General features: G+C 65.9%; 13 protein-coding genes. All 13 read left to right on the top strand.

Annotated elements, in window-relative coordinates; translation table 11 throughout:
- Nucleotides 1-25 precede the first annotated feature (25 nt).
- Entirely contained in the window at nucleotides 26-952 is a 927-nt protein-coding gene (locus CDE01S_RS12940; RefSeq protein ID WP_013519656.1) for a LysR family transcriptional regulator, read from the top strand.
- A gap of 13 nt (nucleotides 953-965) precedes the next feature.
- Nucleotides 966-1,193 (top strand): EexN family lipoprotein, encoded by a 228-nt coding sequence (locus CDE01S_RS12935; protein WP_013519655.1) that lies wholly within the window; start codon nucleotides 966-968, stop codon nucleotides 1,191-1,193.
- A 243-nt stretch (nucleotides 1,194-1,436) separates the two neighbouring features.
- The gene (locus CDE01S_RS12930) at nucleotides 1,437-3,443 is read left to right on the top strand and encodes a conjugal transfer protein TraG (protein WP_013519654.1); all 2,007 of its coding nucleotides are present in this window, start codon (nucleotides 1,437-1,439) and stop codon (nucleotides 3,441-3,443) included.
- A complete protein-coding gene (locus CDE01S_RS12925; RefSeq protein WP_024539897.1) occupies nucleotides 3,440-3,904 on the top strand; it encodes a ribbon-helix-helix protein, CopG family in 465 nt (154 codons plus the stop codon). The genes CDE01S_RS12930 and CDE01S_RS12925 overlap by 4 nt, the downstream gene beginning before the upstream one ends.
- Nucleotides 3,901-4,950, top strand: coding sequence for a P-type conjugative transfer ATPase TrbB (gene trbB / locus CDE01S_RS12920; protein WP_066708185.1), 1,050 nt, complete (start codon nucleotides 3,901-3,903; stop codon nucleotides 4,948-4,950). Before CDE01S_RS12925 ends, trbB begins: the two co-directional genes overlap by 4 nt.
- Complete coding sequence (locus CDE01S_RS12915; protein WP_003056137.1) at nucleotides 4,947-5,333, top strand: TrbC/VirB2 family type IV secretion system protein; 387 nt, start codon at nucleotides 4,947-4,949, stop codon at nucleotides 5,331-5,333. Before trbB ends, CDE01S_RS12915 begins: the two co-directional genes overlap by 4 nt.
- Nucleotides 5,330-5,602: a VirB3 family type IV secretion system protein gene (locus tag CDE01S_RS12910; protein ID WP_013519651.1), complete on the top strand. Its 273-nt coding sequence runs from the start codon at nucleotides 5,330-5,332 to the stop codon at nucleotides 5,600-5,602. Before CDE01S_RS12915 ends, CDE01S_RS12910 begins: the two co-directional genes overlap by 4 nt.
- A 14-nt stretch (nucleotides 5,603-5,616) precedes the next feature.
- The gene (gene trbE / locus CDE01S_RS12905; RefSeq protein ID WP_066708182.1) at nucleotides 5,617-8,070 is read left to right on the top strand and encodes a conjugal transfer protein TrbE; all 2,454 of its coding nucleotides are present in this window, start codon (nucleotides 5,617-5,619) and stop codon (nucleotides 8,068-8,070) included.
- On the top strand, nucleotides 8,067-8,792 hold the full coding sequence (trbJ, locus tag CDE01S_RS12900) for a P-type conjugative transfer protein TrbJ (RefSeq protein ID WP_066708177.1): 726 nt from the start codon (nucleotides 8,067-8,069) through the stop codon (nucleotides 8,790-8,792). The genes trbE and trbJ overlap by 4 nt, the downstream gene beginning before the upstream one ends.
- Nucleotides 8,793-8,804: 12 nt before the next feature.
- Nucleotides 8,805-9,125: a hypothetical protein gene (locus CDE01S_RS12895; protein ID WP_012076303.1), complete on the top strand. Its 321-nt coding sequence runs from the start codon at nucleotides 8,805-8,807 to the stop codon at nucleotides 9,123-9,125.
- A complete protein-coding gene (gene trbL, locus CDE01S_RS12890) occupies nucleotides 9,122-10,507 on the top strand; it encodes a P-type conjugative transfer protein TrbL (RefSeq protein WP_066708176.1) in 1,386 nt (461 codons plus the stop codon). The genes CDE01S_RS12895 and trbL overlap by 4 nt, the downstream gene beginning before the upstream one ends.
- 12 nt (nucleotides 10,508-10,519) lie before the next feature.
- Complete coding sequence (trbF, locus tag CDE01S_RS12885) at nucleotides 10,520-11,224, top strand: conjugal transfer protein TrbF (protein WP_066708175.1); 705 nt, start codon at nucleotides 10,520-10,522, stop codon at nucleotides 11,222-11,224.
- Nucleotides 11,221-12,213 (top strand): P-type conjugative transfer protein TrbG, encoded by a 993-nt coding sequence (gene trbG, locus CDE01S_RS12880; RefSeq protein ID WP_058907018.1) that lies wholly within the window; start codon nucleotides 11,221-11,223, stop codon nucleotides 12,211-12,213. Before trbF ends, trbG begins: the two co-directional genes overlap by 4 nt.
- Nucleotide 12,214 lies beyond the last annotated feature (1 nt).

Raw genomic sequence — 12,214 nt, 5'->3', positions numbered from 1 at the left:
ATCTGACACGCTAGGAAGGACAGAAGTGGAGCTACGCCACCTTCGATGTTTTACCGCAGTCGCGGAAGAGCTTCATTTTGCTCGGGCCGCTGAACGGTTACACATCGATCAATCGCCGCTGTCTCGCACCATCAAGGAACTGGAGGAAGACCTTGGTGCGCGCCTGTTCGTTCGCACTACTCGCAGCACGCAATTGACCCGTGCGGGTCGGTTGCTGTTGGAGCACGTACCGCGCATCTTCGCTGCGCTGGAGCAAGCACGCGATAGCGTCAGGTCTGCCTCCAATGGCTATCACGGGCAATTGCGCATTGCCTTGTCCGACGGCATCACGCCATCACGCTTGCCGGCGCTACTTGCGCAGTGCCGCGAAGAAGACCCCGAGGTCGAGGTTCGGTTGTTCGAAGTTTCGATGGCCCAACAAATCAAGGGTCTGCACGATGAGCTATACGACGCAGGATTTTCGATGGCCGAAGACGTAGGTGATGGCATCGTGGTTACGCCTGCCTGGGAGGATGAGTTGATGGTGGCGGTGCCCGCTCGCCATCCTGTTCTGGCCTTCAAGCAGATTCCGCTGGAGGAGGTTCTGCACTACCCGCTGGTGCTGGGCGACCCATTGATTTGCGAAGGACATGCACGTCAGGTCGATCGAATCTTGCGCAAGTACGAACGAGAGCCGCTCATCGTTCAGCACGTTGCCTCTTTTGACCTCATGATGACCTTGGTTTCCGCCGGGCTGGCCTTGGGCTTGGCCGGAGCGGCACACGTTGCGTCCAGCCGTGAGCTTGGTGTAGTGGCTCGGCCGTTGGCGGGTAAACCGCCAATGCTGACGACCTATCTACTGTGTCGCGATACAGAGGCTCCAGAGATGTTGGCCCGATTCATCGACCGGGTGGCCTCCATTGATTCAGCAGAATCTCTGAGCAGCATCGGGAATCCACGATCCACTCGATGAAAGGATTGACCCCATGAACAAAGTGATGCTGCTGATGGTGGTTGCTGCGCTGACCGCATGCGGCCCCTCCCAACCTTCGGAAACCGTGGATGCGCTCGCCGCCAATCCCGACCGCATCAAGGAGATCCAGCGCCAATGCAGGGAAGATCGATCGAAGGTCGGCGACGAACTCTGCTTGCGTGCGGCAGAAGCCGCCAACCGGCGCTTCTTCGGTGATCGGCCTGAGCAAAAATCCAAGTAACTTCCTTGTCGTCGTTTTACCGCACGAAGTTCTCGCTGATACATCACCACGCCGCAACGCGCTCGCGTCTGTGGTGTTTCTATTGCTTTCGCTTCCGCGCGAAATCTGGCTCTTTCAGCCTCAATCCCCGCCATAACGGCCTTTGACCGGCACTGACCCGGCACCGATCCTGACGCCTGTGGCACGTCCTTAGTGCCGCTTCTTCTATGAGCAATCCGCGTAGGAGGAATCGGAGGCCAGGTCATGCAAGGGACGAACGTGCTGTTCGGTCAGATCGCCGTGGTATTCGGCATCGTGATCGCCGGAGTGTGGGCAGCCACACAATGGACAGCCACTGCCCTGGGTTACCAGCTACGCTTGGGCTCGCCGTGGTTCGATTTTCTTGGCACGCCGGTCTACCACCCGTGGAAGCTGTTTGAGTGGTGGTTCGTCTTCGATGCCTACGCGCCGGAAGTCTTCAACACTGGCGGCATGATGGCGGGCGGCAGCGGGCTCGTCGCTGTGCTGGTCGCCATTGGCATGTCGGTCTGGCGCTCGCGGCAATCGCGCCTGGTCACGACCTACGGCTCGGCACGCTGGGCGAACGCGCAGGACATTCGCAAGGCCGGCCTCACACAGCCGACCGGTGTGTTTCTCGGCCAGCACGATCGCCAGTACCTGCGCCATGAAGGCCCGGAACACGTCCTGACCTTCGCGCCCACGCGCTCGGGCAAGGGCGTGGGCCTGGTGGTGCCGACACTGCTTTCCTGGCCTGCATCCGCCGTCATCCACGACATCAAGGGCGAGAACTGGCAGATCACCGCAGGTTGGCGCTCGCGCTTCTCGCACTGTTTGCTGTTCAACCCGACCGATGCCAAGTCGGCGGCCTATAACCCGCTGCTCGAAGTGCGGCGAGGCGCGCATGAAGTGCGTGACGTTCAGAACATCGCGGACATTCTGGTCGATCCCGAAGGCGCGCTGGAGAAGCGCAACCATTGGGAGAAAACCAGCCACGCGCTGCTGGTCGGCGCCATCCTGCATGTGCTCTATGCGGGCGAGGACAAGACGCTGCGCGGAGTTGCCAACTTCCTCAGCGATCCGTCGTGCCCATTCGAGCTGACGCTGCACCGGATGATGACCACGCGGCATCTTGGCGATGCACCGCACCCCGTTGTCGCATCCGCCGCGCGCGAAGTGCTCAACAAGTCGGACAACGAGCGCTCCGGCGTGTTGTCCACGGCCATGTCGTTCCTCGGCCTGTACCGCGACCCCACGGTGGCCGAGGTCACGTCGCGCTGCGACTGGCGCATCGCCGACCTGATTTCTGCGGAGCACCCGGTATCGCTGTACCTGGTGGTGCCGCCGTCGGACATTTCGCGGACGAAGCCGCTCATTCGCCTGATCCTCAACCAGATCGGGCGGCGCCTCACCGAATCGCTCGACGGCAGCGACGGCATCATGCGCCGCCACAAGCTGCTGCTGATGCTTGACGAGTTCCCAGCGCTGGGGCGCCTGGACTTCTTCGAGACGGCGCTGGCCTTCATGGCGGGGTATGGAATCCGCAGCTTCCTCATCGCGCAGTCGCTCAACCAGATCGACAAGGCCTACGGTCAGAACCATTCGATCCTCGACAACTGCCATGTGCGCGTGACGTTCGCCACCAACGACGAACGCACGGCCAAGCGCATTTCCGAAACGCTGGGCACGGCCACTGAATTGCGCGCGCAGCGCAACTATGCGGGCCACCGGCTCGCGCCGTGGCTGGGCCACCTGATGGTGTCACGCCAGGAAACCGCGCGCCCGCTGTTGACACCGGGCGAAGTGATGCAGCTTCCGCCCGACGAAGCCGTGGTGATGGTGTCCGGCGTGGCGCCCATCAAGGCCAAGAAGCTGCGCTACTACGCGGACAGCAACTTCAAGCGCCGCGTGCTCCCACCGCCCGTGCTGGCAGGCGGGCAGTACGCCGACGCCCCGCCATCGCGGCCTGACGACTGGAGCGCGCTGGCGATTCCCGCCGTGCCCGCCGCGCCGGCCACGGCATCCGTCGATGGCCTGGAGAACTTGGGTTCAGCCGACGACGGTGGCCCGCGCCGTCAGCCCGAACTAACTGAGGCCGTCGTCTACGACCCCGAGTTGGCCGCGTCCGCGGCCGACCTCGCGCTGCTCGATGACGACGATCTGCCGCTTCCCCTTCCTCGCCAGCTTGATCCGGCCATGCAGCGCACGGCCCGGCTGGCATCGCTGAACCCCAACGACGGAATCGAGCTATGAGCCACTACCGCCTCAACCTGTTCATCCAGCCAGAGCACGCCAAGCGCCTGGACGAGCTGGCCGCCAAGAAAGGCGTTTCCAAGTCGTCCATCGTCGCGGCGGCGCTCGCATCGTGGCTGTCGCCCGATGCTGCCGACCAGCGTGAGGCGGCCATTGCCAAGCGGCTGGATCGCCTGTCGCGCCAGGCCGAGCGCATGGAGCGCGACCAGAACATCCAGATCGAAACGCTGGCGCTGTTCATCCGCTACTTCCTCACGGTGAGCACGCCCGTACCTGAAGCGCATCAGGACGCTGCACGCGCCCAGGGCAAGGCGCGCTTCGAGCAGTTCGTGGAGCAGTTGGGCCGCCACCTGCTGCGCGGGCGCAGCCTGGTGCGCGACGTGGTGGAGGAACTACATCCCGACCCCATGCGGATGGAGGACGCGGCAGCGGACGCGCAGGCGTGGGAGCGTGCGTCATGAGCGCCCGAATTTCCATTGAAGGGCAGTCCATGACCGCCACTTCGCTGGATCGCCGGATCCAGATGCTACGCACGGCGATGGGGCCGCTGATCGCCGCCGCGCTCGAAGACCCGGACGTGGTGGAAATCATGCTCAACCCCGACCAGACGCTATGGATTGATCGCCTGTCCTCGGGCCGCGCGCCGATGGGCGTGGAGCTGTCCGAGGCCGATGGCGAGCGAATCATCCGCCTTGTCGCCGCCCACGTCGGCGCGGAAGTGCATCGCGGCCAGCCGCTGCTGTCCGCCGAGCTTCCAGAGACCGGCGAACGCTTCGAGGGCATCCTGCCACCCGCAGCGCCTGGGCCGGCCTTCGCCTTGCGCAAGCGCGCCGTGGGCGTCATTCCACTTTCGCGCTACATCGAAGACGGAATGCTGACGGCTCAACAGGCGGGCTTTCTGGTGCGCGCCGTGCATGAGCGTCAGAACATCTTGATTGCCGGCGCGACAAGCAGTGGCAAGACCACGCTCGCCAATGCGCTGCTGGCTGAGATTGCCGCCACGGGCGACCGCGTGCTTGTGCTCGAAGATACGGTGGAGCTGCAATGCGCGGCCCGCGACCACGTGCCGCTGCGCACGCGCGCGGGCGTCGTGTCGATGACGGAACTGGTGCGCTCCTCCATGCGCCTGCGCCCGGATCGCGTCGTCGTCGGCGAGGTGCGCGGCGCCGAAGCGCTGGATCTCATCAAGGTGTGGGGCACCGGCCATCCGGGCGGCATCGCCACGATTCATGCCGGCTCCGCGCTGGGCGCGCTGTTGCGCCTGGAGCAACTGATTCTCGAAGTGGCGGTGAATCCGCCCCGTGCACTGATCGCCGAGGCGGTCAACGTCGTGATCTATATCGCCGGGCGTGGGCGCAAGCGCCGCATCGAGAGCATTGCCCGCCTCAATGGCTTCGACGGCGTGGGCTACCAACTGGCGGATGCGCTGGAAACACCGTTTCCCGAGCTGCTGCCGCAGTCCGACCTTTCTTCTCTGTCCCCTGACAACTCTGGAGAACTGCCATGACGCACGTTGATGCTTTCCGTATTTCTGTAAATCCGCTTTCCCGCCGCTCCAGTCCCGCGCGGTTGGATGGCCTGGCTCGCCCGGCCATGCAAGGCTTGATGCTCGCTGCCTTCATGCTGCTGCTTGCGGGCACTGCGCAGGCTGCCGGCTCCTCGATGCCCTGGGAAGGGCCGCTGCAATCCATCCTCGAATCCATCCAGGGTCCGGTGGCGCGCATCGTCGCGGTCATCATCATCATCGCCACGGGCCTGGCGCTCGCGTTCGGCGACACGTCGGGCGGATTCCGCAAGCTGATCCAGATCGTCTTTGGCTTGTCCATCGCGTTCGCCGCTTCGAGCTTCTTCCTGTCGTTCTTCAGCTTCTCGGGCGGGGCCGTCGTATGAGCGGCCCGGACACTTTCGCGGCCGGGTTCGAGGTGCCGCTGCACCGCTCGCTCACCGAGCCGATCTTGCTGGGCGGCGCACCGCGCACCGTGGCGATCGCCAATGGCACCTTGGCCGCCGCTGTCGGGCTGGGCCTGCAACTGTGGATTCCCGGCGTGGTGCTCTGGATCGTCGGCCATTCGCTCGCAGTATGGGGCGCGCGCGTCGATCCGCAGTTCATGGCCGTGTTCGCGCGGCACATCAAGCACCAGTCGCTGCTGGACGTGTAGGGGAGGACGCCGCGATGCTGAACCTCGCCGAATACCGCCAGCGTCCTGCGCTGCTCGCCGACTGGCTGCCCTGGGCCGGACTGGTGGCGCCGGGCGTCGTCTTGAACAAGGACGGCAGTTTTCAGCGCACGGCCCGGTTTCGCGGGCCTGACCTCGACAGCGCGACACAGGGCGAGCTGATCGCCACATCGGCGCGCCTGAACAACGCGCTGCGCAGGCTGGGTTCGGGCTGGGCGCTGTTCATCGAAGCCGAACGCCGCGCCGCCGCCGACTATCCGCACTCCGAGTTTCCTGAACCGCTGTCGTGGCTGGTGGACGCGGAACGCCGTGCCGCTTTCGAGGAGTCCGGCAACCACTTCGAGAGTGGTTATCACCTGACGCTGGCCTTCCTGCCGTCCGTGGAATCTCGCGCTCGCGCTGCGGGCCTGCTGTATGAAAACCGGCCGACCGAAGGCGTGGATTGGCGCGAACGGCTGCACGCATTCGTCGCTGAAACGGATCGCATCTTCGACCTGCTCGATGGCGTGATGCCGGAGATCGCGTGGCTCGATGACAGCCAGACGTTGACCTACCTGCACGCGACCGTCTCGACGCGACGCTACCGCATCGGCGTGCCCGAGGTGCCGTTCCACATCGACGCGCTGCTGACCGATTCCGTGCTGGTCGGTGGCCTCGCGCCGATGCTGGGCGACCAGCACCTGCGCGTGGTGTCGGTGCGGGGCTTTCCGACCTCGACCTGGCCGGGGATTCTCGACGATCTCAACCGCCTCGGTTTTGCGTACCGCTGGAGCACGCGCTTCCTCTGCATGGACAAGGCCGAGGCTGAGAAGGAACTGGTGCGCCTGCGCCGCCAGTGGTTCGCCAAGCGCAAGAACGTCATCGCGCTGCTGCGCGAGACGATCTTCCAGCAGGAAAGCCCGCTGGTCGATACCGACGCCAACAACAAGGCGGCGGACGCGGATGCCGCCTTGCAGGAACTGGGCAGCGATCAAGTCGCCTTCGGCTACCTGACGGCGACCGTCACCGTCATGGACGAGGACGCCAGCGCAGCCGACGAGAAGCTGCGCATGGTGGAGCGCGTCATCCAGGGACGCGGCTTCGTCACCATCCCTGAAACGCTCAACGCCGTGGATGCCTGGCTGTCCTCGATTCCCGGCAACGCATACGCCAACGTGCGCCAGCCCATCGTCTCGACGCTGAATCTGGCGCACATGATGCCGGTGTCGGCGGTATGGGCTGGGCCGGAGAAGAACGAACACCTAGACGGCCCGCCGTTGATCGTCACGCGCACCGATGGCGCGACGCCGTTCCGGCTGGTGACGCACATCGGCGACGTGGGCCACACGCTGGTCGCCGGCCCGACCGGCATGGGCAAGTCGGTCTTGCTCGCCACGCTGGCGATGCAGTTCCGCCGCTATCGCGGCTCGCGCACCTTCGCCTTCGACATGGGCCGCTCCATGCGGGCCGCCATCCTCGGTCTGGGCGGCGAGCACTACGACCTCGGGATGGATGGCGAGATCGCGTTTCAGCCTCTCGCCCGCATCGACCGCGAGGGCTACCGCACCTGGGCCGCCGAATGGATCGAAGGCCGCTTGCTGCACGAAGGCGTGGCGGTCGGCCCCGACGAGAAGGCGGCTATCTGGTCGGCACTGGGAAGTCTCGCCGGTGCGCCGGTGGAGCAGCGCACGATGACGGGACTTTCCGTGCTGCTGCAATCGAACACGCTGCGGCAGGCGCTCGCGCCCTATGTGCTGGGTGGCGCCCACGGCAAACTGCTGGACGCCGACCATGATCGCCTCGGCATGGCCGACGTGCAGTGCTTCGAGATGGAGGAGCTGATGCACAGCAAGGCCGCCGTCATGGCTGTGCTGCATTACCTCTTTGCGCGCTTCGATGAACGCTTCGACGGTGCGCCGACGCTGCTGATCCTCGATGAAGCGTGGCTGTTCCTCGATGACCCGGTGTTTGCGGCGCGCATCCGCCAATGGCTCAAGACGCTGCGCAAGAAGAACGTCAGCGTCATCTTCGCCACGCAGAGCCTGGCGGACATCAAGGATTCGAGCATCGCGCCCGCAATCATCGAGAGCTGCGCGAGCCGCATCTTTCTGCCGAACCCGCAGGCGACCGAGCCGCAGATTCGCACGATCTACGAGGGCTTCGGCCTCAACCGGCGGCAAATCGAGATCGTCGCCACCGCGCAGCCCAAGCGCGACTACTACTACCAATCGCGCCTGGGCAACCGCCTGTTCGACCTCGACCTGGGACCGGCGACGCTGGCCTTCGCGGGCGCCTCCACGCCGCAAGACCAGCGCGACATAGATCGCGTGCTGCTGGATGCCGGCGTGCCCGGCTTCGCGGGCGCCTGGCTGCGCCATCGCGGCCTCGATTGGGCGGCTGACTTGCTGCCCTCGTTCCCCGGCCTCGCGCCGGGTTCCCTCGCTGACCAACCCCTGGAGAACCTGCCATGAAAAAGCGTCTTGTCGCCGCCGCCATCGCGGCCATGCTTTGCACCGCCACCGCCCATGCGCAATGGGTCGTGATCGACCCCACGAACCTCGTGCAGAACACGCTGACCGCGATCCGCACGCTGGAGCAGATCAACAACCAGATCCAGCAGCTTCAGAACGAAGCGCAGATGCTGATGAACCAGGCGCGCAACCTCGCCAGCCTGCCGTCCAGCGTGGTGAACCAGTTGCGCGCCAATCTGGCGACGACCGAGCGGCTGATCGCCCAGGCTCGCGGCTTGGCCTACGACGTGACGAATTTGGATCGGGAGTTCGCACGCCTGTATCCCGAGCAGTACGCCGCCACCGTCAGCGGCGACCAGATGTACCGCGACGCGCAGGAGCGTTGGCGGAACACGCTCAACGGCTTGCAGACCACCATGCAGATGCAGGCGCGGGTGTCGCAGAACCTGGGCGAAGACGAGAGCGTGCTGGCCGATCTCGTGGGCAAGAGCCAGTCGGCCGAAGGTGCGTTGCAGGCGATGCAAGCCATGAACCAGTTGCTGGCCTTGCAGGCCAAGCAGTCGATCCAGTCGCAGCGGCTCCAGATCACGCAAGACCGGGCGGCGTCGCTGGAACTGGCGCGGCAGGCGGCAGCCACGGAGCGCGCCCGCGAGGTGCGGCGCCGCTTCCTGGGCGAAGGCACGCCGTACACGCCGCAGTCCGTGAACTTCTACGGCAACTGACGGGAGGCCGCCATGCGATGCGTCCTCGTCCTGTGTGTCGCGCTGCTGGCCGCTTGCGGCGAGCAGCCGGCCGACCACCTTGCCGATGCCCTGGCCGCCGATCCCGTGCGGCTCAAGGCATTGCGCGCGCAATGCGCGGCCGACCGGCAGGCCACGGGCGAGGACGCTTGCCGTGCCGCCGCCGAAGCCTTCCGGCGGCGCTTCTTTTCCGGCGAGGCCGGGCCGGATGAATACCAGACGCTGGCCGACCTGCCGCCGATCCCGCCGAGCTTCGAGGAACCGGCCGATGGCATGGCGCCGGCCGTTCCCGCCGAACCGGAGGACACGCCATGAATGACGTGACCATCATCGACCAATTCCTCAACACCTTTGCCGCTTATATCGACTCGGGTTTCGGGCTGCTGCGGGGCGAAGTGGCGTTCCTCACGGCCACGCTGATCGTCATCGACATGACGATCGCTGGCCTGTATTGGGCCATGGGCCATGCCACCGGCCAGGGCGAGGACGTGATCGCCAAGCTGCTGCGCAAGGTGCTCTACGTCGGTGCCTTCGCCTACATCATCAATAACTTCAACTGGCTGGCCAGCATCGTGTTCCGCTCGTTTGCGGGATTGGGCATCACCGCCACCGGCTCGGCCATCACGATGGAGAACTTCTTGCAGCCGGGCCGGCTGGCGAAAACCGGCATCGACGCCGGGGCGCCGATTCTGGAGCAGATCGGCGAGATGGCGGGCTTTCCCGAAGTGTTCGTGAACCTCGACCCCATCGTGGTGATGTTCCTCGCGTGGCTGGTCGTGGTCTTGTGCTTCTTCGTGCTGGCGATCCAACTGTTCATCACGCTGATCGAGTTCAAGCTGACCACGCTCGCCGGATTCGTGCTGGTGCCATTCGCGCTCTGGAACAAGACCGCGTTCCTCGCCGAAAAGGTCTTGGGCAACGTGGTGGCCTCCGGCGTCAAGGTTCTGGTGCTGGCCGTGATCGTCGGTATCGGCTCGGGCTTGTTCGCTCAGTTCCAAGTCCATCCCGCCGAGCCGTCTATCGACCACGCGCTGGTCATCATGCTGGCCTCGCTCACCTTGCTGGCGCTAGGGATCTTCGGCCCCGGCATCGCCACGGGCCTCGTCTCCGGTGCGCCGCAGCTCGGCGCTGGCGCAATGGCCGGTGCTGCTGTCGGCGCTGCCGGCACGGCCGTCGCCATTGGCGCCGCCGCGACGGGCGTGGGTGGCGCCGTGGCTGCTGGTGCGCGCATGGCCCCGGCTGCCGCGAAGCTGGCCGGTAGCGGTGCGCGCGCCGCCACGTCGGCGGCCAGCAGTGCGAAGTCGGCGTTCCAGGCCGGTTCCGCCGCCGCTGGCGGCGGCGCAAAGGGCGCGATGGCGGGCCTGGGCAACGTCGCCAAGACCGGCGCGCAGGCAGCCGGGCGAGGCGCTGCATCCCGCGCTTCCGCTGCCGGGCAACGCATGGCCGCTCCCTTCCGCGCTGGCTGGAATGGCGCTGCTGCCGATGGCGGCGCGGGTGCGGCATCCGGTCAGGGTGCCGCAGGCGAGGCCGCATCCGGCGCCGCTACGGCGCAGACACAGGAACAGCCCGCTTGGGCCAAGCGCCTGCATCGCCGCCAGCAACTCACCCACGCCGCGACCACCACCGCCCACGCGCTGCGCGGTGGCGATGGCGGCGGCTCAGGCCAGGGGCCGAGCCTGCGCGATTCCGATTCATAAGGAGAACTGACCATGCGATTCAAGAAACCGCAGGTGCGCTACGCCGACACGCCGCAACCTGCCACGCCGTACCAAGCTGCCGGCCAAGTGTGGGACGAGCGCATCGGCTCGCCGCGCGTGCAGGCGAAGAACTGGCGCCTGATGGCCTTCGGCTGCCTGACGCTTGCGCTGCTGATGGCCGGCGGCCTGGTGTGGCGCTCGGCGCAATCCATCGTGACGCCCTACGTCGTGGAGGTGGACAACGCGGGCCAGGTACGCGCCGTGGGTGAAGCCGCCACGCCATACCGGCCCAACGATGCGCAGACCGCGCACCACATCGCGCGCTTCGTGACGCTGGTGCGCTCGCTGTCCATCGACCCCATCGTCGTCCGCCAGAACTGGCTGGACGCCTACGATTACATGACCGACAAGGGCGCGGCCGTGCTCAACGACTACGCACGGGTCAACGACCCGTTCGCGCGCATCGGCAAGGAGTCGGTGACGGTGCAGATCACCAGCGTCGTGCGCGCCAGCGACACGTCTTTCAACGTGCGCTGGACGGAACGCCGCTACGTCAACGGCGCCGCGGCGGGCTTGGAGCGGTGGACGGCCGTGGTGTCCATCGTGCTCCAGCCGCCGCGCACCGAAGAACGCCTGCGCAAGAACCCCCTGGGCATCTACGTCAACGGCCTGTCGTGGAGCCGCGAACTGGATTCTTCCGAAGGAGCCAAGCCATGAATGATCTTTTCCGTAAATCCGCCTTGCCGGTGATCTTGCTTGCCCTGGCGGGCTGCGCCACGCAGGGTAAGCCACCGCCGACCATCTCGCTCGATGAGCCAGTGCAGGCCCAGCAGCTACCCGAGCCACCCGCGCCGGTGGAGGTGGTGGCGGTGCCCGAGGTGCTGCCGATGCCGGCGCAGTTGAAGCCATTGCCCGAAGCCGAGGACGCCAAGCCCACGCCGGAGCCAGCCGACGAGAAGGTGCGCGTCTCTCGGGCCAATGCCGAGGCGCGCGTCGCACCCACGCGCGAGGGATACGTCAACGCGATTCAGGTGTGGCCGTTCACGGATGGCGCGCTCTACCAAGTCTATGCAGCCGTGGGCCGCGTGACCGTGATTTCGCTCCAGTCGGGCGAGGAGCTGGTGACGGTGGCCGCTGGCGATACCGTGCGCTGGATCGTGGGCGATACGTCGAGCGGCAGCGGTGCTGACCTGCGCGTCAATGTGCTGGTCAAGCCGATCCGCTCGGGCCTCAAGACCAATCTCGTCATCACCACCAACCGCAGGACGTACCTGCTGGAGTTGGCTTCGACGGAAAAGACGTGGATGGCGTCGGCTTCTTGGGAGTATCCGCGTGACCGGATACTGGCCTTGCAGCGCCAGGCGCAGGCGGCCAGCGCCGCCGCGCCGGTGGACTCCGGCTTGTCGCTGGAAAACCTGCGCTTCCGCTACGCGATCAGCGGTAGCAACCCGCCGTGGAAGCCGCTGCGCGCCTTCGACGACGGGCAGAAGGTCTATATCCAGTTCCCCGCCGGCATCGCGCAAGGCGAGCTGCCGCCGCTGTTCGTGATCGGGCCAGAAGGCGACGGGCAACTGGTCAACTACCGCTTCCGCTCGCCGTACTACATCGTGGATCGGCTGTTCGGTGCCGCCGAACTGCGCCTGGGCGGGGACAAGGGCGACGTGGTGCGAATCGAGCGCACGGACGGCGTTGCACGGAGGAACTGAC

The organism is Curvibacter delicatus NBRC 14919 (assembly GCF_001592265.1).
Taxonomy (GTDB): domain Bacteria; phylum Pseudomonadota; class Gammaproteobacteria; order Burkholderiales; family Burkholderiaceae_C; genus Hylemonella; species Hylemonella delicata.
Note: the sequence above shows the minus strand (reverse complement) of the source record. Positions and strands in the feature narration are given on the sequence as shown.